Raw genomic sequence first — 20358 nt, forward strand, 5'->3', positions numbered from 1 at the left:
ATGCCCCGAAGGCCGGGGGCTGCTACCCTACGGGTTTTGTCCGGCACTGTGCCGGGCCGCGCCCCCCAGCCCCCTCATGCAAGCCAGAGACCGTCTACTCGCCCTCGCCATCGTCTGCGTCTGGGGCGTCAACTTCGTCGTCATCAAGGTTGGCCTGGCGGACATGCCGCCGATGCTGCTGGGTGCGCTGCGCTTCCTGCTGGTGGCGTTCCCGGCGATCTTCTTCGTGCCGCGCCCGCGCGTGCCGTGGCGGCTGCTGCTGGCCTACGGCGTCACCATCAGCCTGGGCCAGTTCGCCTTCCTGTTCTACGCCATGGCGGTCGGCATGCCGGCCGGCCTGGCCTCGCTGGTGCTGCAGTCGCAGGCCTTCTTCACGCTGGCCATTGCGGCGCTGTGGCTGGGCGAGCCGGTGCGCTGGCACAACATCGCGGGCATGGCGGTGGCGGCGGGCGGGCTGGCCCTGATCGGGGCCGGTGCCGGCAGCGCCGGCGGCATGAGCGTGGCGGGCTTCGTGCTGACGCTGTGCGCGGCGTTCTGCTGGGCCAGCGGCAATATCGTCAGCAAGAAGATCGGCCCGGTCGACCTGCTGGGGCTGGTGATCTGGGGCGCGCTGATCCCGATCGTGCCGTTCGCCTTGCTGTCGCTGTGGGTCGAGGGCCCGGCGCGCATCGTGCAGAGCGTCACCCATGTGTCGGGCATGGCCGTGTTCGCCGTGGCCTACCTGGCCTTTGCGGCGACGGTGTTCGGCTACACCATGTGGGGCCGGCTGCTGACGCGCTACCCGGCCAGCCAGGTGGCGCCGCTGACGCTGCTGGTGCCGGTGGTGGGGCTGGTGTCGGCGCATGTGCTGCTGGGCGAGGACCTGTCCGGCGCGCAGTGGGCGGGCGCGGCAGTGGTAATGGCCGGGCTGCTGCTCAATGTGTTCGGCCAGCGCCTGTGGGCGGGCAGGGCGCTGGCGCGCCGCTGATCCTCCCGCCGCACTTATGCTGTGCTGCATCAGCGGGTAAACACTATATGCGCATTCACGCATATACGAATATATTGGATGCCATGGAAGAGCTGGATCGCGTATTCGAAAAGGTATCGGGCTACTTCAGCCTGTTGGCGGAGCCGACGCGGCTGAAGATCCTGCACGCCTTGTGCGATGGCGAGAAGCCGGTCAGCACGGTGGTCGAGACGGTGGGTTCGTCGCAGACCAATGTGTCGCGGCATCTCAACGCGATGTACCGCTCGGGCGTGCTGTCGCGCCGCAAGGAGGCGAACCTGGTGTTCTACGCCATTGCGGACGAAAGCGTGATCGAGCTGTGCCGCACGGTCTGCGTGCAGGTGGCGAGCCGGCTGGAGGACAGCGCCTTGCCCTCCGGCGTGGTCGACCGCTTCATGGCACAGCCGGCACCCGAAGCCCCGGCGCGCAGGCGGCGCACCGCAGGCTAGCTCAGCTCTTCCGGTAAACGGATCGCTGCCGCACCCGCTGCAGCGGCCCGATAACAGGCACGCCGACCGGTCCAAGGGCCGTGGCGAGCGCGCCGGAGGAGACCGATTTGCAGGAACGGAACCGGCCCGGGCGCATCGTGCCCGCGCCCGAGCACTTCGTCAGCGCATCGCTGCAGCAGGACATCGGCCGGCACGGCCTGGACGCGCCGCGGCGCGACTTCCTGCGCAAGAGCTTCCTGGGCGCGGCCGCGGGGATTGCCGCCGCCACGGCGGGCCGCCAGGCACTGGCAGCCGACGGCGATCCCGCCATCCTGCAGCCGCAGCCGTGGGCCACCTCGCTCGGCCAGCCGGTGGCTGCACGCCCGTACGGGCAGCCCTCCGTGCATGAGAAAAACCTGGTGCGGCGCGAGTCGCCGGGCCTGACGCGCGTCTCCGCCGCTTCGGTGGCCTTCGCGCCGCTGCAGGGCTTCTTCGGCATCATCACCCCCAACGGCCTGCATTTCGAGCGCCACCATCAGGGCTGGCACGATATCGACCCGGCCCGCCACCGCCTGATGCTCAACGGCCTGGTGCGCACGCCGCGCGTCTACACCATGGACGACCTGATGCGCCTGCCGGCGGTGTCGCGCATGCATTTCATCGAATGCGGCGCCAACACCGGCATGGAATGGGGCAACGTGGCCGTGCCCACTGTGCAGTACACCCACGGCATGCTGTCGTGCTGCGAGTTCACCGGCGTGCCGCTGCGGGTGCTGCTGGACGATGCCGGCGCCGACCTGCGCCGCGGCCGCTACCTGCTGGCCGAAGGCGGCGATGGCTCGTCGATGACGCGCACCATCCCGATGGAGCTGGCCGACGAGATCATCGTCGCCTGGGGCATGAACGGCGAGATGCTGCGCCCCGAGAACGGCTATCCGCTGCGGCTGGTGGTGCCGGGCGTGCAGGGGGTGTCGTGGGTCAAGTGGCTGCGCCGGCTGGAGCTGGGCGACCAGCCCTGGAATGCGAAGGACGAGACCATCCACTACGTGGACATGATGCCGGACGGCAAGCTGCGCCAGTACACCTCGATCCAGGAGTGCAAGTCGGTCATCACCACGCCTTCGGGCGGGCAGCAGATGGTGGGCAAGGGCTTCTACAACATCAGCGGGCTGGCGTGGTCGGGGCGCGGGCGCATCAGGCGTGTCGATGTCTCGACCGACGGCGGGCGCAACTGGCGCAGTGCGCGGCTGGAGGCGCCGGTGCTGTCCAAGTGCCTGACGCGCTTCAACCTGGACTGGGTCTGGGACGGCGGCCCCGCCATCCTGCAAAGCCGCGCCATCGACGACACCGGCTATGTGCAGCCGAAGCTGGGGCAGCTGCGCGCGGTGCGCGGCACGCGCTCGATCTACCACAACAACGCTATCCAGAGCTGGCAGGTGGCGGCAGGCGGCGAGGTGTCCAATGTCCATGTGGGCTGAACTCAGGACCGCCGCCGCCCTGGTGCTGGCAGCCGTCAGCGCCGCCCCGGCGTGGGCGGGCACGGCCGACGCGCGTGCGGCACTTGGCCGCACCGCCACGCCCGCCGAAGTCGCCGCGTGGGACATCGACGTGCGCCCGGACTTCCAGGGCCTGCCCAGGGGCAGCGGCACGGTGGCGCAGGGGCAGAAGGTCTGGGACGGCAAGTGCGCGTCGTGCCACGGCGACTTCGGCGAATCCAACGAGGTGTTCACGCCGCTGGTCGGCGGCACCACCGCCGAAGACATCAGGCGCGGCCGCGTGGCCGGCATGACCGGCAACCAGCCGTACCGCACCACGCTGATGAAGGTCAGCACCGTCAGCACGCTGTGGGACTACATCCACCGCGCCATGCCGTGGAACGCGCCCAAGAGCCTGAGCGTGGGCGACGTCTACGCGGTCACCGCCTATATGCTGCACCTGGGCGAGGTCGTCCCGGCCGACTTCACGCTGTCCGACGCCAATATCGCCGAGATCCAGCGGCGCATGCCCAACCGCGACGGCATGACCACCGGCCACGGCCTGTGGCCGGGGCGCGGCCGCCCGGACACGCGCAATACGGCCTGCATGAAGGATTGCGCCGGCAAGGTGGCGATTACCTCGTCGATACCGGATTATGCCCGCGATGCCCATGGCGAACTGGCGCAGCAGCAGCGGAGCTTCGGCCCGGTGCGCGGCGTGGCCGCGGGCAATACCGTATCGAAAAGTGCTGCATCAGCTCCTTCGGAGCCGGCCGCGCCGGGCGCGCGGCTCACCAGCCAGTACCAGTGCATGGCCTGCCATGCGATGGACCGCAAGCTGGTTGGGCCGTCCTTTGCCGACATCGCCGGCAAGTACAAGGGCCAGGACGCGCATGGCGCGCTGGCGCGCAAGGTCAAGGCAGGCGGGCAGGGCGCATGGGGCAGCGTGCCGATGCCGGCGCAGCCACAGATCCCGGATTCCGACGTGCAGGCCATGGTGGGCTGGATTCTTGAGGCAAAATAGCGGACTGGCCACCGCAGTGCCCCCGGGCGGCGGCCAGTGTGTGCCGCGAAGCCATTGCAGTACGGCCCAGCGGCCTTTGCCGTCCCCACGGCTTTACAGAGCTTGGAGAGCTTAACAATGAAGCAGTTTGTCATCGCAGCGCTGATGCTCGGCGCCGCCGCATCGGCCCACGCGGTCGATGCCGCCAAGGCACAGGAGATCGCCAACAAGAACGCCTGCATGGGTTGCCACCAGGTCGACAAGAAGCTGGTCGGACCTTCCTACAAGGAAGTGGCCGCCAAGTACAAGGGCGACAAGAACGCCCTGGCGACGCTGACCAAGAAGGTCAAGAGCGGTGGCTCGGGCGTCTGGGGCCCGGTGCCGATGCCCGCGAATGCGGCGCTCAACGACGCCGACCTGAAGACCGTGGTCGAGTGGGTGCTGGCTGGCGCCCCCGCCAAGTAAGCCTTACCGACCAGGCGGGCAGTCCGCCGATGCACCAGGCCGGGCGGTGAATGCCGCGCGGCCAGGACAGACCAGCGGCCGGCCATGTACCGGCCGCATGAAGCAGATCCCCGAAGCGGTCATCGACCGACTGGAACGGAGTAGCCGGAGAGCAGAAACATGAATTCCAAACGACGAGAAGTGCTGCGGGTCACCGCTGTCCTGTCGCTGATGGCCGCCACCGGCCTGATCAGCGAGGCGCAGGCGGCCGAGTGGAACAAGAACGCCTTTGACGGCAAGAGCGTTGCCGACGTGATCAAGGCGCTCGGCGGCAGCGGCACCGAGAAAAGCACCGCCATCACCTTCACCGCCCCCGACATCGCCGAGAACGGCGCCGTGGTGCCGGTGGCCGTGACCAGCACCATCCCGGATACCGAGCAGATCGCGATCCTGGTGGAAAAGAACCCCAACACGCTGGCCGCCGACTTCATCATCCCGGCCGGCACCGAGCCGTTCGTCTCCACGCGCGTGAAGATGGGCCAGACCTCGGTCGTGCATGCCGCGGTCAAGGCCGGCGGCAAGTGGTACGTGGCATCGAAGGAAATCAAGGTCACGCTGGGCGGCTGCGGCGGCTGACGCCGCGCCCCGGATCGAGATTCCCAAACTGCAACAGGAGAAACACATGGCAGACCCGATGCGCGTACGCGCCACCGAAAACGGCGGCGTGGTTGACGTCAAGATTCTGATGAAGCACGACATGGAAACCGGCCAGCGCAAGGACGCATCCGGCAAGGCCGTGCCGGCCTGGCATATCCAGACCGTGACCGCCCAGTGCAAGGGCAAGGAAGTGTTCCGCGCCCAGTTCGGCCCGGCGGTGTCGAAGGACCCGTTCCTGAACTTCAAGTTCAAGGGCGGCGCCAAGGGCGACAAGGTCGCAGTGACCTGGATCGACAACAAGGGCGACAAGCGCACCGACGAAGCGACCATCGCCTGACAGCCGTTCCGCGGCCGGCAGGCCATGCCGTCCTCTGCTAAGGTTCGGGACGGATGCCGGGACTGGCCCGGCGGGAAGGAACAACATGCGGCGAGCATTTATTCGAGCATCGGCGGCACTGGCCGCCATCGGCCTGTCGGCAAAAGCCGCGGCCCAGGCCGCGCCGGCTGCGGGCAAGGGCGGGCGCATCAAGGTGGTGTACCAGCTGTCGGAAGGCATCGACCAGGCGGTGCGCGCGATGGGCAACCTGCGCAACCACCTGAACGGCGCGCCGGGAACGAAGATCGTGGTGGTGGCGTTCGGCTACGGCATCGATTTCCTGGTCGAAGGCGCCAAGGATGCGCGCGGCAACACCTTTGACGGCCCGGTGGGCGCGCTGGCCTCGGCCGGGGTGGAGTTCCGCGTGTGCCGCAACACGCTGACCGCACGCAAGATTGCGGAATCGAGCCTGTTGATGGAAGCCAAAGTGGTACCGGCCGGCGTGGTCGAGATTGCGCGCCTGCAGGCCGAAGAAGGCTACGCCTATATCAAGCCCTGAGCCGGGCGGCGTAGCTTCCGGCAACAAGAGAGAGAACGGCCCGCCACGGTGCGAGGCCGCGAGGAGAAGCCCCATGAACACCATCCGAAGCCTGGCCCGGCGCGCCGCGCTGGCCGCGGCGGCCACCGCTGCGGTGGCCTCAGCTGCCGCCGTGCATGCGCAGGGCAGCACCGCCGACGAAATCGCCAAGTACCGCCAGATGCTGGCCGAAGGCAATCCCGCCGAATTGTGGGAAGCCGCAGGCGAAGAACTGTGGAAGAAGCCGGCCGGCCCGAAGAACGCCTCGCTGGAACAATGCGACCTGGGCAAGGGCCCGGGCGTGACCAAGGGCGCCTACGCCGAGCTGCCGCGCTACTTCAAGGACGCCGGCAAGGTGATGGACCTGGAGCAGCGGCTCGCCTACTGCCGCATGACGCTGCAGGGGCTGACCAGGGAAGAGGCAACGAAGAACCCGTTCTCGTCGTCGGGCAAGCCGTCCGAGATCGAGCGCCTGGTGGCCTACCTGACCGGCGAGTCGCGCGGCGTGAAGATGAACGTGCAGCTCGGCCATCCCGAAGAAAAGCGCACCTATGCGCTGGGCGAGAAGATGTTCTTCTACCGCGGCGGCGCCTATGACTTTGCCTGCGCCACCTGCCATGCGGTGGACGGCCAGCGCATCCGCCTGCAGGACCTGCCCAACCTGCTGACCGACAAGGGCGCGCAGGCGGCCTACACCACCTGGCCCGCCTACCGCGTCTCGCAGGGCGAGGTCCGCACCATGCAGCACCGCCTGTACGACTGCCTGCGCCAGCAGCGCTTTCCCGAACCCGCCTATGGCTCGGACGTGATCACCGCGCTGACCATGTTCCTGGCGAAGAACGCCAACGGCGGGACCTACGACGGTCCGGCGATGAAGCGCTGACCAGTACGGGAGAGACAACATGCAACGACAACACCAGGCACTGGCCATCGCGGCCCTGGCCACCCTGCTGGCAAGCGGCGCCCACGCGCAGGACAGCGCCAAGGCCCGCGCGCCCAAGGGCAAGCCCGCCGCCGTCAGCGGTGCCGATATGAAGCACCTGATCGAGGACTCGTTCTCGTCGCGCGGGCCGGTCACGGTCGAGGGTGTGCTCAACCAGGACGGCATGCAGCAGGCCTGCAGCCAGTACCCGGACCGCACCAAGGTGCCGGCAAAGCTTGCCAAGAAGATCGAAGCGGCCGAGCTCAAGCAGGTGAAATACCCCGCCGAAGACAAATGGCTGGGCGACTGGAAGGAAGGCGAAAAGGTCGCCCAGAACGGCCGCGGCATGCAGTTCACCGACCAGGTCGGCGGCACCAACGGCGGCAATTGCTACGCCTGCCACCAGATGACCAAGGCCGAGATCTCGTTCGGCAATATCGGCCCGTCGCTGTACCAGTACGGCAAGCTGCGCGGCAACTCGCAGGAAGTCATCAAGTACACCTGGGGCAAGATCTGGGACTCCAGCGCCTACGCCGCCTGCTCCAACATGCCGCGCTTTGGCCACAAGGGCATCCTGACCGAGGCCCAGATCCGCGACGTGATGGCGCTGCTGCTCGACCCGGCCTCGCCGGTCAACCAGTAAGGCCGATGCGCGCGCCTGCCGTGCTGCTGCGCTGGCTGCTGGCCTTCAGCCTGACCGGCGCCGCAGCTGGCGCGGCAGCGCTGGAGGTCGGCGACACCGTGCGCCTGCCCGACGTGCGCACGCTCGACGGACGCACGCTCAGCGCTGGCGCGCTGGCCGGCAAGCCGCTGGTGGTCGAATACTGGGCCTCGTGGTGCCCGTTCTGCGCGATGCAGAACCCGCGCCTGCAGAAGCTTTACGAACGCACGCGCGGCACGCCGCTGCAGGTGCTGACCATCAGCATCGACAAGGATCCGCGCGAGGCTGCCGACTACATGAAGAAGCGCGGCTACACCTTCCCGGCGACGATGGATTCGCCCGAGCTGCAGGCCGTGTTCGGCAAGCGCAAGGGATTGCCGGAGCTGTACGTGATCGACGCGCGCGGCCGCGTGGCGCAGAAGGAAGTGGGCGAAATGCTTGAAGACGACGTGGCGGCGCTGGAGCGGTACGCGCGGCCATAGTTTTGCGATGGCGGACGCCCGCGCCAGGGCCGACCGCCAGCGCCAATTCCAGGAAGAGACATGAACCGACGCGAGTTCCTGCAGGTGCTGGCCATTGCCGGCGCCGGCGGCATGACGTTCCCCCATCAAGACGCGCACGCCGCGCAGGCCGCCGAGGCCATGTACGACCTGCAGCGCTTCGGCAACGTCCACCTGCTGCATTTCACCGACTGCCATGCGCAGCTGCGGCCGGTGTATTTCCGCGAGCCCAACGTCAACCTGGGCATCGGCGACTATGCCGGCAAGCCGCCGCACCTGGTCGGCGACGCGCTGCTGCGCCAGTACGGCATCCGCCCCGGCACGCCGCAGGCGCATGCGTTCACCTACCTGGATTTCAACGAGGCCGCGCGCCGCTATGGCAAGGTCGGCGGGTTTGCGCACCTGGCCACGCTGGTGAAACGGCTGAAGGCGGACCGGCCGGGCGCCTTGCTGCTCGATGGCGGTGATACCTGGCAGGGCTCGGCCACCGCGCTATGGACCAAGGGCCAGGACATGGTCGACGCCGCGCTGGCGCTGGGCGTGGACGTGATGACGCCGCACTGGGAGATGACCCTGGGCGCGGACCGCGTCAAGGAGATCGTCGACAAGGACTTCAAGGGCAAGGTCGCCTTCCTGGCGCAGAACGTCAAGACCAACGATTTCGGCGATCCGGTGTTCGATCCGTACGTGATCCGCGAGATCAACGGCGTGCCGGTGGCCATCATCGGCCAGGCGTTCCCGTACACGCCCATCGCCAACCCGCGCTACTTCGTGCCGGACTGGACCTTCGGCATCCAGGAAGAGAACCTGCAGCAGGTCATCGACGCAGCGCGCGGCAAGGGCGCGCAGGCGGTGGTGCTGCTGTCCCACAACGGCATGGATGTGGACTTGAAGCTGGCCTCGCGCGTGCGCGGGCTCGATGCCATCCTGGGCGGCCATACCCATGACGGCATGCCCGCGCCGGTGCCGGTGAAGAATGCCGGCGGCACCACGCTGGTGACCAATGCCGGCTCCAACGGCAAGTTCCTCGGCGTGCTGGACTTTGATGTGAAGGGCGGCAAGGTCGCGGACTTTCGCTACCGGCTGCTGCCGGTGTTCGCCAACTACCTGCCGGCCGACCCCGCCATGGACGCGCTGATCAGGAAGGTACGCGCGCCCTATGAGCAAAAACTGGGCGAAGTGCTGGCCGTCAACCGCGGCCTGCTGTACCGCCGCGGCAATTTCAATGGCACCTTCGACCAGCTGATCCTGGACGGCCTGATGCAGGCCCAGGGCGCGCAGATCGCGTTCTCGCCGGGCTTCCGCTGGGGCACCACGCTGCTGCCGGGCGAGGCCATCACCATGGAACACCTGATGGACCAGACCGCCATCACCTACCCGTACACCACGGTGACGCAGATGAGCGGCGAGACCATCAAGACCATCCTGGAAGACGTGGCCGACAACCTGTTCAACCCCGACCCGTACTACCAGCAGGGCGGCGACATGGTGCGCGTGGGCGGGCTGCAGTACACCATCGATCCGACCGCCGGCATGGGCAAGCGCATCAGCGACATGCGCCTGGCCGGCAAGCCGCTGGAAGCCGGCAAGACCTACAAGGTGGCGGGCTGGGCCCCGGTGGCCGAAGAGGCGCGCCAGGCCGGCGGCGCGCCGATCTGGGACGTGATGGCGCAGTGGCTGCGCAGCACCAGGGAAGTCAGCGCCCGCCCGCTGAACCTGCCGCGCGTGCGCGGCATGGACGGCAATCCGGGCATGGCCGCCTGATATTGTGCGGCCCCGTCACGCGCCGCGCAGAGGATTGAAGGGCGCTGCGGTATTACGCTACAATCAACCGCCACGGGCCGATAGCTCAGCTGGGAGAGCGCTGCGTTCGCAATGCAGAGGTCGGGAGTTCGATCCTCCTTCGGTCCACCAGATATCCCGCGCAAAAGCCCCGGAAAGCCAACGCTTTCCGGGGCTTTTGTGTTTCTGCCGCCTGCGCTGTCCGTCATCTCGCGCTGGCAGCCGCCATACGCTATCGTTGACTCCTCGGCACAGGCGTACGCGCCTTTGCCGCCGCCAACCTACGCCCGCCGGGGCCTTGTTCGATCCCATGCAAGCCAACAGGAAATCGAGCCACCCGCTGGCGATGTCCCTGCGCTGGCAATCCTGAATCTCAAGAGACATCCATGAGCCACATCCTGCTGATCAACCCGAATACGTCGAGTGCCACCACGCAGATGATGGTCGAGATCGCGCGCGCCTGGTTCGCGCAGGCCATGGCCGCGCCGCCGGCCGTGGTCGGCGCGACGGTCTCGCGCGGGGCGCCGATGATCATCGATGAAGACGACCTTGCCGTCGCCGCCGAGGCTATGTGTGATGCAGACATGCTGCGCCTGGCCGGCGGTGCCGACGGCGTGATCGTCGGCGCCTTCGGCGACCCCGGCATCGAGGCCCTGCGCGCGCAGCTGTCAGTGCCGGTGGTGGGTATCGGCGAAGCCTCGATGCACGCGGCCGCGGCCGGGCGGCGGCGCTTCGGCATCGCCACCACCACGCCGCGGCTGGCGGCGTCGATCAGCGCCAGCGTGCGCCGGCAGGGGTTGGACGAGCTGTTCACGGGCACGCGCTTCACCGAGGGCGATCCGCGCGCGCTGGGCGGCGCGCCGCAGCAGCAGGAAGACCTGCTGGCGGGCGCAGTCGATACCTGCATCCGAGCCGACGGCGCGCAAGCCGTGATCATCGGCGGCGGCCCGCTGGGCGAGGCCGCCCGGGCGCTGGGCCAGCGCTTTCCGATTCCCGTCATCGGCCCGGTGCCGGCGGCGTGCGCGGCCATGTCGCGGGCGCTGCGCTATTGCCCGGCGGCGTAAGCCGGCCCATGGGGACAACAAGGAGCTGGGTCGCGCCAGCGTGCAGGCGCGGGTAGGCTAGGCCACCCGGGTCGGCCGGCGGGCCTTCATCGCCGAGGGCCGTACCTGTTGCAGCGCGCGCAGCGACTGCAGCGCGTCCTCGACCGCCTCGATGCCGTCGCGCAGGCGGCCGATGGCATAGCCAAGGCGGCTTTGCGCATCGGCGTCAGGGGTGGAAAGGTTCTCTAATGCATCGACTTCCGCCTGCATCTGTCCGACCAGGCGGCGCAGCTGGGATGTGCTGTGCGAGGCAAGTGACCGAATCGCCATCGTTGGGTCCTCCTTGCAGTGTCCGGGTGTTCCCGTCCTGTGTAACGGTAAAGGCGACACCAGAACTTCGCCAGCGCTGTTACGAAATCGGCACGGCAGCGCCGCCGTGGCCCGGTCCGCCTATCGCGGATGTTGGGCTATAGTCACCCGATGGAATCGGAACACAACCCTCTGCGGCCGGCATCCGCCGGCCTTCCGGACGACGCCACCGCCGCCAGCCCGGCCGAGGCCGACGCGCGCCACCGGGCTGGCCGGCGCAGCACGCTGGTCAGCGTGGCCGTCAATATCGGCCTGACCGCCGCGCAGGCGGTGGCCGGTGTCATCTCTGGCTCGCAGGCGCTGATCGCCGACGCCGCGCATTCCCTCTCGGACCTGCTGTCCGACTTCGTGGTGCTGCTGGCCGCCTGGCAGAGCCGCAAGGATCCGGACGCCCACCACCAGTACGGCCACCTGCGCTTCGAGACCGCAGCGTCGCTGGCACTCGGCGTGCTGCTGCTGGCGGTGGGGGCAGGCATGCTGTGGGCGGCGGTGGACAAATTGCAGCACCCGGCCAGCCTGCAGCCGGTGCAGCCAGTGGCCTTGTGGGTGGCGCTGGTCGCGCTGGTGTCCAAGGAACTGCTGTTCCGCTACATGCTCGCGGTGGCGCGGCGCGTGCGCTCGGGCATGCTGGTGGCCAATGCCTGGCATGCGCGCTCGGATGCGGCCTCGTCGCTGGTGGTGGCGCTGGGTATTGGCGGCAACCTGCTGGGCTACCACATGCTCGACCCGGTGGCGGCCATCGTGGTCGGGCTGATGGTGGCGCGCATGGGCCTGCGTTTCGGCTGGGATGCGCTTAACGACCTGATGGACCGCGCGGCCGACGAGGAAACCGTCGCGGCGATCCGCGCGACCATGCTGGGCACGCCCGGCGTGCTGGGCCTGCACGACCTGCGCACCCGCAAGATGGGCGACCAGGTGCTGGTTGACGTGCACCTGGAGATCGATGCCGCGCTGACGGTGGCGCAGGGGCATGCGATCGCGGTCGAAGCCCGGCGCCGCACCCTGGAGAACCATCACGTGCTCAACGTGATGACGCACGTCGATCCCGTATACATGGGCAGCCAGGCCAGCGCTGCCTGAGCCCGGCCTGTGGACATCTTTGCCGGTTGCTGGGGATAACCGGCCGGACAAGCTGTGGCCCGCCTGGGGGCGCCTTGTGGGACGTATACGGATAACTCAGACGCCCGCACTGCCGACGTATACGTGACTGCCGCGCTATCCCGGCGAATCAGGGTTATCCCGCAGTGGTTATCTTTGCTGCAAGTCCCTGAGCCAAAAGGGGAAAGGTGACTTATCCACGGCCTGATGCCTGGTTTACCTACTACTACTATGTTTACATACGTAAACAATATTAAAGACATAGACAGGACCGTTGCGCTGTTCGCATTGGCCTGACGTTTACGCGGGCCATGGCGCTGGTACGCCGGCGTATACCTGGCGCGCCGGGTATACGTCCACGCAACGCTAGCGCGGCACCTTGAACACCTTGCGTGCAGCCAGTACCTCGGCACGGGTCGTGCAGCCTTCCTGGTGGTCATTGACCAGCCCCATCGCCTGCATCAGCGCGTACATGGTGGTGGGACCGACAAAGCGCCAGCCGCGCTTCTTCAGGTCCTTTGACAGCGCCGTGGATTCCGGCGAGGTCGCCATGGTTCGCAGCACCTCGGGTGTCAGCACTTTGGGCCGGCTGGCCGGATCGGGCTCGAAGCGCCAGAAGTAGGCGGCCAGCGATGATTCCGTCTCCAGCAGTTCGCGGGCCCGCTGCGCATTGTTGATGGCCGCCTCGATTTTGCCGCGGTGGCGCACGATGCCGGCGTCGCCGAGCAGGCGCGCAATATCGCGCTCGCCGAAGCGCGCCACCTTTTCGATGTCGAAATTGGCAAATGCCTTGCGGAAGGCCTCGCGCTTGCGCAGGATGGTCAGCCAGCTCAGGCCGGACTGGAAGCCTTCCAGGCACAGCTTCTCGAACAGCCGGCGGTCGTCGGCGACCGGAAAGCCCCACTCGGTGTCGTGGTAGTGGCAATAGTCCTCCAGCGTGCCGCACCAGCCGCAGCGCACCGCTGCTTCCTTCTTGCTTGTCATGGGTACATGTTCCCTGTTGAAAGTCCCGCACGCCGGCCAGGCTCTCGCCGACCGGCGCATTTGCTGCGATCATGCCCGCACCTGAGAGATTGCGGAAGGCTGAAAATGGACATGCGATTGACAACCCTGGACGAAGACGGATGGGAGCTCGACGACGCCGAGCCCATCGCCGCCGCCCATCCCGAGACCTTCTGGATGCCGCCGCGCGAGGAGCGTGATGCACTCGCACCCGGCCAGCTGGTCAAGCTGATCTTCCGCATCCTGGTCGCGGACGAGACGGGCAGCGAAGAGGTTCACGTGGAGCGGATGTGGGTGATCGTTACCGGGCGCGAGGGCAGCCTTTATACCGGCGAGCTCGATAACCAGCCGTATTGCACCGAGGAGATGAACCCGGGCATGCCGCTGTGCTTCGAGGCTCGGCATGTGATCAATATCCACCGGGACGAGCACGAGGCGAGCTAGGTTGGGTTGTCCGCGCGCACTGTTTGGTTCGGCGCCAACCCAATAAGGCCAGGCCAGGCTCAGAAGCTGACCGCCAGCCCCAGCGAGACGCCCGACACGTTGTTGCCGAACACATAGCGCAACACTGCCCGGATCCGCGTGACAAAGACCTCGTGCGCGCTGGTGTCCAGTTCCAGCCCGGTGCCGAGCGTGGTCAGGTAGTTGAAGCCGAGGATGCCGGCCTGGCTGCCAAGATAGTGCGAATGTGATAGCTCAAGCACGTATCGTACCGGCCGGTCGAACGCATGCATCCCGGTCGGGGCCCGCCAGCGCGCCCACAGGTTGGCGGTCTGCGCCGTGGCCGTGCCCGTGACCGCGCTGGACGTGCCGCCGAAGCTCTGCAGGTGGATATTGGTGTAGCGCAGTTCCACGTCGATCTCGTAGTTCTCGCGGTAGTGCTCCCAGTCCAGCATCACCGACCCGCCCAGCCCGTAGGCATTCAGGCTGCCGCCGTCGAGGAAGTTGAGCTGGCGGTCGGTGACCTGCTCGACCGCGAACTTGCCGATTGACAGGTCGCTGGAGACATTGCCCAGCGAGGCGTTGAAGATCGGCCGGAACACCAGTTCCTTGTTGGCCGTCAGCGGAAAGTCCCAGCCCACGCCGATGGTGCCGGAGAAGGTGTTCCAGCGGGTCGGGATGGCGCGGGATTCGGCGCCATTGGTGGCAATGAAGGTGGGATCGTAGCGGCTGTAGGCGATGGCGCCTTCCAGGTAGAGCGGGAACGACTTGCTGATGGTGAAGCCGCCGCCCAGCTGCGACATGACGATGCCGGGATCGTCGGTGCTGGTGTTGTTGATCGACAGCGAGCTGGAGGTAAGGTCCGGCACCACCGAGTACGCCATCAGCGACAGCACCGCGTTGGCGTGCCGCTGCACATTGGCCCCGGCCAGGCGCAGTCCGGGCGCGCTCTGGGCATGTGCCGCGCCGGCGGCCAGCAGCGCCGCCGCGCCCATGGCGGCCAGGGCCGCCCGCCAAAGGGGCCGCGAGCGGCGGCTAGGCGCGGGGTGGAACCGGCGGTGTCGCTGGCGTGCGGACATGGACAATCTCTGTGCAGTCAGTGCCGCAGCGCGCTGCCGTGCGGCAATCTCCCGCGCATTCTAGCGGCGCAGGATTGTGAGGGAGCGTCGCGCGAAATCTTTCAGATCGGACTGCTGCCGCCTTAAATCGGCGCGGCGCCGGTCATGCGGCCGGATGGCGCCGGGTCGACGGTCCGGAGGGCGGGGAGGGCGGCGTAGCCGGCATGGCCGGATGGGTGGGCGCCGGCCGGCGGCGCGTGAGCCACAGCAGCAGCGCACTGGCGGCCCAGCCGGTCACGAACACGGTGTCGCCGGCATGGTTCAGCCAGGTTGCCGCAGCAGGCGTGCCGGCCAGCGATGCCAGCAAGCCGGCCGGCAGGCGCGCCAGGATCCACAGGGCGACGGCGGGCACGCTGCAGTAGACGCCCGGTTGCCACCAGTGGGCCAGGAAGGGAGGGTGCCGCCCGGGGCGGCGCGGGATGCGCGGTACCACCGAAGTCTCCGGCCACGCATGGCGCGCGGGGCGTGCCGGTGGCATCAAGGCGTTGCAGGAGCCCCGCCGGACGACACCGCCGGGGGCTCACGGTTGCATCATAGGCCGATCGCCCCTGGCTGCGTTGCCGGTGACCGAGGCGCTGTGTGCGCCACGCCACGCTGGGCCCGGCCGTTCAACTTTTTTGCACGACGTGTCCGCAAATGGCGCCCGTGCCCAGCGCGGATCTTTGCCAAACTGGTTGCAGGTACACAAACAGTTTGAAGGTGGTCCTGCCATGCTTCCCTCGCTCTACATCTCCCACGGTTCCCCGATGCTCGCCATCGATCCCGGCCCCACCGGCGCCGCCTTCGATGCGCTGGGCGGGCAACTGCGCACCCGGCGCCCGCGCGCGGTGCTGGTGATCTCGGCGCACTGGATCTACAGCACGCTGGCTGTCTCCAGCCGCGAGCGCCAGGAAGCCTGGCACGATTTCGGCGGCTTCCCGCGCGAGCTGTACGCACTGCGCTACGACGCCCCGGGTTCGCCGGCGCTGGCCGGGCGGGTCAAGGCCCTGGTCGAGGCGGCAGCGGTCCCCGGTGCCGGGTTTGTCGGCCAGGACGACGAACGCCCGCTGGACCACGGCGCCTGGATGCCGATGCGCCACTTCTTCCCGGATGCCGACGTGCCGGTGGTGCAGCTGGCGCTGAACCCCTACCTGTCGCCCGCAACGCAGATCGAGATCGGCCGCGCGCTGGCCCCGCTGCGCGACGAGGGCGTGCTGGTGCTGGCCTCCGGCAGCTTCACGCACAACCTGCAGGAAGTGTTTGGCGGCGGCCGGCGCGACCAGCATGGGCCGCAGGCCGAGCCGTATGTGGAAGCCTTCCGCGGGTGGATGGCGGAAGCCCTCGACGAGGCCCTGGCCAGCGGCGATACCAGCCGCATTGCCGACTACCGCGCCCAGGCGCCGTATGCGCGCCGCGCGCACCCGACCGACGAGCACCTGCTGCCGTTCTTCGTGGCGCTGGGCGCGGCCTTGGGGCCGCAGGCTGCCAGTGGCGCAGGGCCGGCGCCGGCCAGCGTATCGCGGGTTGCCGATGAGGTGACCTATGGCGTGCTCGCCATGGACAGCTTCGTGTTCGAGGGCCTGGGCGCCGGCGCGCCGCTGCGCGCGGCGGCCTGACGCGCCTTACCGTTCGGCCGGGGCGTGCGCCGCCGGCGTGCCGGCGCGCGCCGGCAGGTAGCGCCGTGCCGAGCGCGCGCCCGCAAGCGCGATCCAGCCCATGGTCAGCGCCACCAGCGCCAGCCCGATGCGCAGGTTGGACAGGTGCGCGACCCCGCCGATCAGCACCGGCCCCAGCAGCAGCCCCAGGTAGGCAAAGCGCGCCACGCGCGAAATTGCTTCGGCCGGCGCCACGCCCGGCAGCCGCGACGCGGCAACGAAGAAGATCGGCACCATATTGGCCGCGCCCAGCCCCATCAGCGTAAAGCCCGCCAGCGCGGCTAGCGGCAGCGGCACCAGCAGCGCCAGCGCAATGCCGCCAAAGCCCAGCCAGGCACTGCCAGTCAGCGTGGCGCCGTCGCCCAGGCGCGCGCGCAGGCGGTCGCCGCCGAAGCGTCCGCACGCCATCCCGCCCGAGAACGCGGCGTAGCCCAGGCTGATCCAGCCATCGGGCGCCTGCGCCACGTCGCGCATATAGACGCTGGTCCAGTCGTACATCGCGCCTTCGCCGACCAGGCCCAGGAACGCCAGCAGGCCCAGCAGCCACAGCGCGCGCACCGCGTGGTCGCGGTGGTGGGCCGCCGATGGCAGCACCGGATGGTCCGACAGCAGCCCGGGCAGCGTACCCAGCGCCACCGCCGCGGTCACGCCTGCCATCATCGCCGCATGTGCCAGCGGCGCCACGTCCAGCGACAGCATCAGGCCGCCCGCGCCCGCACCGGCCATGCCGCCCAGGCTGAACATGCCGTGCAGCGCCGACATCACCGGCCGCGTGCGGCTGGCCTCGACCGTGGCGGCCTGTGCGTTCATGGCGACATCGAAGGCCGCATTGGCCATGCCGAACGCCACCAGCGCGGGCAGCAGCAGCCAGAACGACGGCATCGCCAGGATCGCTACCGTGGCCAGCGCAAACAGCAGCCCGCCCGTCATCGACGCCCGTGCGCTGCCCGCGCGCGCCACCCAGTGCCCGACCGGGCCCATCGCCAGGATGGCGCCGCCGGCCACGGCCAGCATCGCCAGCGACAGCATCGCGTCGGACAGGCCAAAGCGTGCCTTGATGGTGGGAATATGCACGCCCCACGTGGCAAAGGTGGCGCCATTGACGAAGAACAGCGCCATGGTGCCGCGCGTGGCGCGCGACACCGCGGCCGGCAAGGACGCGGAAGCCGTCGGGGAGTGCGGATCAGGCATGGGAGGGTGCGGCAGGCGGGGCAGCGGTGCCCCTGCAAAAGCCGTCATTGTCCCGCATCGGCGCGAGGCGGGTATGACAACGCCGTGCTACCGGCCGGCGCCATCCACGCGCAGCAGTCCACGCCGGTGCAGCGCGTAGCCGAAGGCCAGCAGCGCGCCCAGCGCCAGCGCCACCATCACCCACAGCATCAGCCAGTAGCCGCCGGCGGCACGCCACAGCAGCGCGCCCAGCCACGGCGCGGCGGCCTGCATCAGCAACACCGGCGTCATCATCAGGCCGTTGAGCGTGGCGTAGTGATGGCGCGAGATCAGTTCCGGCATGGCCATCGCGCGCAGCATGGTGTTGACGCCGTTGGCGCAGCCGTACAGCACCGCGGCCACCATCAGCCAGGCGCCGTGCCCCAGCGCAAAGCACAGCAGCCCGGCGCCCATCAGCGCATAGACCGGCAGCGACAGCCGCACCGGGTGGCGCACCCCCGCGCGCATCATCAGCATGCGGCCCGCTACCTGGGCCGGGCCGATCAGCGCCGCCACCACCAGTTGCTGCGCCACTGGCATGCCCTTCTCTGTCAGCATCGGGATCAGGTGCGCGCCCAGCAGCGAGGCCACCACCGCGGTCGCGGTAAAGGCCAGCACCACCGCCCAGAACACCGGCTGGCGCAGCGTGGCGCGGGCAATGTCGCGGCTGCCGGCCTGGCCGTCGGCGGGGGTCATTCCGGAATAGGTGGGATGCAGCGCGTAGCGCATGCGCGCGTGCAGCGGCGCGCAGACCAGCAGGTTGAGTGCGGCGAAGCCGATCAGCGTCGGGCGCCAGCCCAGATGGATCACCAGCCATTGCGCCAGCGGCACGAAGATCGTGCTGGCAAAGCCGGCCATCAGCGTGACCACCACGATCGGCTTCTGGTACTGGTCGCCATAGGCCTGGCGCAGCACCACGAAGGCGGGCTCGTACAGCGTGGTCGCCATGGCCAGCCCGATCGGCACCCACATCAGCAGGAACACCGGCTGCGACGGCGTCCATGCCCACAGCAGCAGGCCCAGCCCGGCCAGCACCGAGCCCGCGCCCATCACCTTGCGCGCCGGCGCGCGGTCCAGCAGCCGCCCCACCGCGAACGAGCACAGCGCCCATACCAGCAGCCCCAGCGAATAGCCGCCCGCCAGGAAGGGCTTGGACCAGCCCAGGCTGCGGATCATGGGGTCGATGAAAACGGTGAAGGCGAAGAACAGCGTGCCCCAGGAGATGGTCTCGGTCAGGCCGAGGATCCAGACCAGCCGGCGCGGCGGCGTAGCGGGGTGCGCGGGTCCGGTGCGTGCCGGGCTGGCGTCTGGGTCGGTGCTGGCGGCGTCCGCGTCGGAGCTGGCTTCTATTGTTGTCATGGCGGGCCCGGCGGGGGTAGTCGCCATGGACGGCGGCGCGTTGGGCCAGTCGGAAATTGTAGCGATCCCGCGCGCACTGCGCGCACGGGGCACGCGCGTTACTGTGCGGTCACCGGCGCGGGCGGTCCCTTGAGCTCGACCACGTTGCCGTCCGGATCGCTCACATAGAGCGACGGTCCCTTGCCTTCGGCGCCGAAGCGCTGCGCCACCTCGCCGGCGTCCACGCCATGCCGCGCCAGGTGCGCCCGCACCGCGTCGGCATCGAACGGGTCGATGCGCAGGCAGAAATGGTCCAGGTTGCGGCCCTGCGCTCCCGGTCCGGCGCCGCCGGCGCGGCCGAGCGGGCCGTCGAGCGCGACCAGGTCGATCAGCCCGCTGCCCGCGCGCAGCTGCGTCAGGCCCAGCTCGGTTTGCTCGCGCTCAACGCTGCAGCCGAGCACCTCGACATAGAAGCGCCGCAGCGCGTCCACGTCGGCGCTGCGCAACACCAGGTGGTCGATGCCCAGGATGCGGAACATGGCGGCCTCAGTGGTGCAGTCCGTCGTAGTCGATGACCTTCAGGCTGTCCAGGTCGACATTGTCCAGGCAGCGCACATTGACTGCGGCCATCGGCTTGCCGTCCTTGTCCTGCCCGTCCGCATACGGACCGCAGCCGCACACCGGGCAGAAGCGGTGCGCGATCTTCATGGTGTTGAAGCGGTAGGTGGAGGCATTGCTCTCCGGCGTTTCCAGCTTGAACGTCGCGCGCGGCACGAACCACAGCAGGTGGCCACGCCGGCGGCAGATCGAGCAGTTGCAGCGGATCACGCTGGGGATGCCGTCGGCCTCCACTTCGAAGGCAATGGCGCCGCAGTGGCAGCTTCCGTGGAAAGTCATGTCGTCTCCTTGAGGTCGGTCCGGCGTGCCCACTAAATATCTGGAATCAGTCGTTTGCCCAGGCTGACCACTTCATCGGGCGCATAGCCCAGCTTGTCGTAGAAATCGATCACGGCGCGGTTGCCTGCGCGTACCAGCAAGTTGATCTTGGGGCAGCCCCGCTCGATCAGCAACTGCTCGGCATGCGCCATCAGCATGCGCCCGTACCCTTTGGCCTGCAGGTCGGGCTGTACCGCCAGATAGTAGACCCAGCCGCGATGCCCGTCGAACCCCACCATGGCAGTGGCGACGGGTCGGCCGTCGATGTCGCCGACCAGAAACAGTTCAGGCTGCTCGGTCAGCTTGCGCGCGATATCGCGCTGCGGGTCGTTCCACGGACGGGTCAGGCCGCAGGCCTGCCACAAGGCAATGACGCAGGATTGGTCTTCCGGGCGGAAAGGACGGATCAGCATGCTTGTT

25 protein-coding genes and 1 tRNA gene are annotated in these 20358 nt (G+C 68.5%); 17 read left to right on the forward strand and 9 right to left on the reverse strand.

Going from position 1 to position 20358, the window contains the following annotated elements; translation table 11 throughout:
* Nucleotides 1-76 precede the first annotated feature (76 nt).
* From AC3WRI_RS18540 to AC3WRI_RS18605, 14 genes are all read left to right on the forward strand, one after another.
* Nucleotides 77-967: an O-acetylserine/cysteine exporter gene (locus AC3WRI_RS18540; RefSeq protein ID WP_010812123.1), complete on the forward strand. Its 891-nt coding sequence runs from the start codon at nt 77-79 to the stop codon at nt 965-967.
* A gap of 47 nt (nt 968-1014) precedes the next feature.
* Nucleotides 1015-1434: an ArsR/SmtB family transcription factor gene (locus AC3WRI_RS18545; protein ID WP_011616199.1), complete on the forward strand. Its 420-nt coding sequence runs from the start codon at nt 1015-1017 to the stop codon at nt 1432-1434.
* Between the two features lie 107 nt (nt 1435-1541).
* The gene (soxC, locus tag AC3WRI_RS18550) at nt 1542-2891 is read left to right on the forward strand and encodes a sulfite dehydrogenase (protein WP_011616198.1); all 1350 of its coding nucleotides are present in this window, start codon (nt 1542-1544) and stop codon (nt 2889-2891) included.
* On the forward strand, nt 2875-3912 hold the full coding sequence (locus tag AC3WRI_RS18555) for a c-type cytochrome (protein WP_011616197.1): 1038 nt from the start codon (nt 2875-2877) through the stop codon (nt 3910-3912). Before soxC ends, AC3WRI_RS18555 begins: the two co-directional genes overlap by 17 nt.
* Nucleotides 3913-4029: 117 nt before the next feature.
* Nucleotides 4030-4356: a c-type cytochrome gene (locus tag AC3WRI_RS18560; protein WP_010812119.1), complete on the forward strand. Its 327-nt coding sequence runs from the start codon at nt 4030-4032 to the stop codon at nt 4354-4356.
* Nucleotides 4357-4515: 159 nt separating this feature from the next.
* A complete protein-coding gene (gene soxY / locus AC3WRI_RS18565; protein ID WP_010812118.1) occupies nt 4516-4971 on the forward strand; it encodes a thiosulfate oxidation carrier protein SoxY in 456 nt (151 codons plus the stop codon).
* Nucleotides 4972-5017: 46 nt separating this feature from the next.
* Nucleotides 5018-5329: a thiosulfate oxidation carrier complex protein SoxZ gene (gene soxZ, locus AC3WRI_RS18570; protein ID WP_010812117.1), complete on the forward strand. Its 312-nt coding sequence runs from the start codon at nt 5018-5020 to the stop codon at nt 5327-5329.
* An 85-nt stretch (nt 5330-5414) separates the two neighbouring features.
* The gene (locus tag AC3WRI_RS18575) at nt 5415-5867 is read left to right on the forward strand and encodes a DsrE family protein (protein WP_010812116.1); all 453 of its coding nucleotides are present in this window, start codon (nt 5415-5417) and stop codon (nt 5865-5867) included.
* Between the two features lie 73 nt (nt 5868-5940).
* Entirely contained in the window at nt 5941-6768 is an 828-nt protein-coding gene (soxA, locus tag AC3WRI_RS18580) for a sulfur oxidation c-type cytochrome SoxA (protein ID WP_010812115.1), read from the forward strand.
* A gap of 19 nt (nt 6769-6787) precedes the next feature.
* Nucleotides 6788-7450, forward strand: a complete 663-nt coding sequence (soxX, locus tag AC3WRI_RS18585) for a sulfur oxidation c-type cytochrome SoxX (protein WP_010812114.1) — start codon at nt 6788-6790, stop codon at nt 7448-7450.
* Between the two features lie 5 nt (nt 7451-7455).
* Nucleotides 7456-7950, forward strand: a complete 495-nt coding sequence (locus tag AC3WRI_RS18590) for a TlpA disulfide reductase family protein (protein ID WP_011616195.1) — start codon at nt 7456-7458, stop codon at nt 7948-7950.
* A gap of 60 nt (nt 7951-8010) precedes the next feature.
* Nucleotides 8011-9732 (forward strand): thiosulfohydrolase SoxB, encoded by a 1722-nt coding sequence (gene soxB / locus AC3WRI_RS18595; RefSeq protein ID WP_492293768.1) that lies wholly within the window; start codon nt 8011-8013, stop codon nt 9730-9732.
* 74 nt (nt 9733-9806) lie between these two features.
* Nucleotides 9807-9882 (forward strand) — tRNA-Ala (locus AC3WRI_RS18600).
* Nucleotides 9883-10136: 254 nt separating this feature from the next.
* Entirely contained in the window at nt 10137-10814 is a 678-nt protein-coding gene (locus AC3WRI_RS18605) for an aspartate/glutamate racemase family protein (protein ID WP_010813429.1), read from the forward strand.
* A 57-nt stretch (nt 10815-10871) separates the two neighbouring features.
* Here AC3WRI_RS18605 and AC3WRI_RS18610 read toward each other — a convergent pair whose 3' ends face one another.
* Nucleotides 10872-11123 carry a hypothetical protein gene (locus AC3WRI_RS18610; RefSeq protein ID WP_010813430.1) on the reverse strand — a complete coding sequence of 84 codons (252 nt, stop codon included), beginning with the start codon at nt 11121-11123 and terminating at the stop codon, nt 10872-10874.
* Nucleotides 11124-11273: 150 nt separating this feature from the next.
* Between AC3WRI_RS18610 and AC3WRI_RS18615 the strand changes: the two genes are divergently transcribed.
* Nucleotides 11274-12242 (forward strand): cation diffusion facilitator family transporter, encoded by a 969-nt coding sequence (locus AC3WRI_RS18615; protein ID WP_011616193.1) that lies wholly within the window; start codon nt 11274-11276, stop codon nt 12240-12242.
* Between the two features lie 384 nt (nt 12243-12626).
* Here the strand turns inward: AC3WRI_RS18615 and AC3WRI_RS18620 are convergent, their stop codons facing one another.
* Nucleotides 12627-13244: a DNA-3-methyladenine glycosylase I gene (locus AC3WRI_RS18620; RefSeq protein ID WP_010813432.1), complete on the reverse strand. Its 618-nt coding sequence runs from the start codon at nt 13242-13244 to the stop codon at nt 12627-12629.
* 105 nt (nt 13245-13349) lie between these two features.
* Here AC3WRI_RS18620 and AC3WRI_RS18625 point away from each other — a divergent pair, with 105 nt between their 5' ends.
* Nucleotides 13350-13706, forward strand: coding sequence for a hypothetical protein (locus tag AC3WRI_RS18625; protein WP_010813433.1), 357 nt, complete (start codon nt 13350-13352; stop codon nt 13704-13706).
* A 59-nt stretch (nt 13707-13765) separates the two neighbouring features.
* On the opposite strand, the gene AC3WRI_RS18630 is transcribed toward AC3WRI_RS18625, so the two are convergent.
* Both AC3WRI_RS18630 and AC3WRI_RS18635 read right to left on the reverse strand, forming a co-directional pair.
* On the reverse strand, nt 13766-14782 hold the full coding sequence (locus AC3WRI_RS18630; protein WP_371258348.1) for a hypothetical protein: 1017 nt from the start codon (nt 14780-14782) through the stop codon (nt 13766-13768).
* A gap of 142 nt (nt 14783-14924) precedes the next feature.
* Nucleotides 14925-15299 carry a hypothetical protein gene (locus AC3WRI_RS18635; protein ID WP_058698114.1) on the reverse strand — a complete coding sequence of 125 codons (375 nt, stop codon included), beginning with the start codon at nt 15297-15299 and terminating at the stop codon, nt 14925-14927.
* A gap of 232 nt (nt 15300-15531) precedes the next feature.
* Here AC3WRI_RS18635 and AC3WRI_RS18640 point away from each other — a divergent pair, with 232 nt between their 5' ends.
* Entirely contained in the window at nt 15532-16416 is an 885-nt protein-coding gene (locus tag AC3WRI_RS18640) for a DODA-type extradiol aromatic ring-opening family dioxygenase (protein WP_010813436.1), read from the forward strand.
* Between the two features lie 6 nt (nt 16417-16422).
* Here the strand turns inward: AC3WRI_RS18640 and AC3WRI_RS18645 are convergent, their stop codons facing one another.
* The 5 genes from AC3WRI_RS18645 to AC3WRI_RS18665 form a co-directional block, all read right to left on the reverse strand.
* A complete protein-coding gene (locus AC3WRI_RS18645) occupies nt 16423-17646 on the reverse strand; it encodes an MFS transporter (protein ID WP_492293770.1) in 1224 nt (407 codons plus the stop codon).
* A gap of 87 nt (nt 17647-17733) precedes the next feature.
* Nucleotides 17734-19023: an MFS transporter gene (locus AC3WRI_RS18650; RefSeq protein ID WP_010813438.1), complete on the reverse strand. Its 1290-nt coding sequence runs from the start codon at nt 19021-19023 to the stop codon at nt 17734-17736.
* A 98-nt stretch (nt 19024-19121) separates the two neighbouring features.
* Complete coding sequence (locus tag AC3WRI_RS18655; protein ID WP_010813439.1) at nt 19122-19541, reverse strand: VOC family protein; 420 nt, start codon at nt 19539-19541, stop codon at nt 19122-19124.
* Between the two features lie 7 nt (nt 19542-19548).
* Complete coding sequence (locus AC3WRI_RS18660) at nt 19549-19899, reverse strand: GFA family protein (RefSeq protein WP_010813440.1); 351 nt, start codon at nt 19897-19899, stop codon at nt 19549-19551.
* Between the two features lie 32 nt (nt 19900-19931).
* Nucleotides 19932-20351, reverse strand: a complete 420-nt coding sequence (locus AC3WRI_RS18665) for a GNAT family acetyltransferase (protein WP_010813441.1) — start codon at nt 20349-20351, stop codon at nt 19932-19934.
* Nucleotides 20352-20358 lie beyond the last annotated feature (7 nt).

The organism is Cupriavidus sp. FW305-27, from assembly GCF_058787995.1.